Below are 307 nucleotides of genomic sequence, written 5' to 3' on the forward strand. Positions count from 1 at the left end.
ATGCAGATAAGACGAGCTTTTAGATTTGAATTGTGCCCTAGTGGTGCCCAAGCTCGTTTGATGAGCCAATTTGCGGGTTCCTGTCGCTATGTCTATAACAGAACTTTAGCCACAGAAAAGTCACTTTCCGGCAAAGATAAAGCACATCGGTTCAACTATGTAGAGTGTGCCAACCGTCTCGTTCTGTGGAAGAAAAAGCACTCTTTTCTGAAAGACTGTCATTCTCAAGTCCTCCAACAAGCATTGAAAGATTTAGAGAAGGGATACAAGAATTTTTTTGCCAAGAGAGCGAAATTTCCAAGGTTCA

At 42.0% G+C, this 307-nt stretch carries 1 protein-coding gene; it reads left to right on the forward strand.

Annotated features, from left to right (window positions below):
* Window positions 1–307, forward strand: a 307-nt coding sequence (locus tag ACYQ4O_RS13045; RefSeq protein WP_460175883.1) for a helix-turn-helix domain-containing protein, incomplete at both ends; no start/stop codon positions are given.

The organism is Turicimonas sp. TL08, from assembly GCF_054660695.1.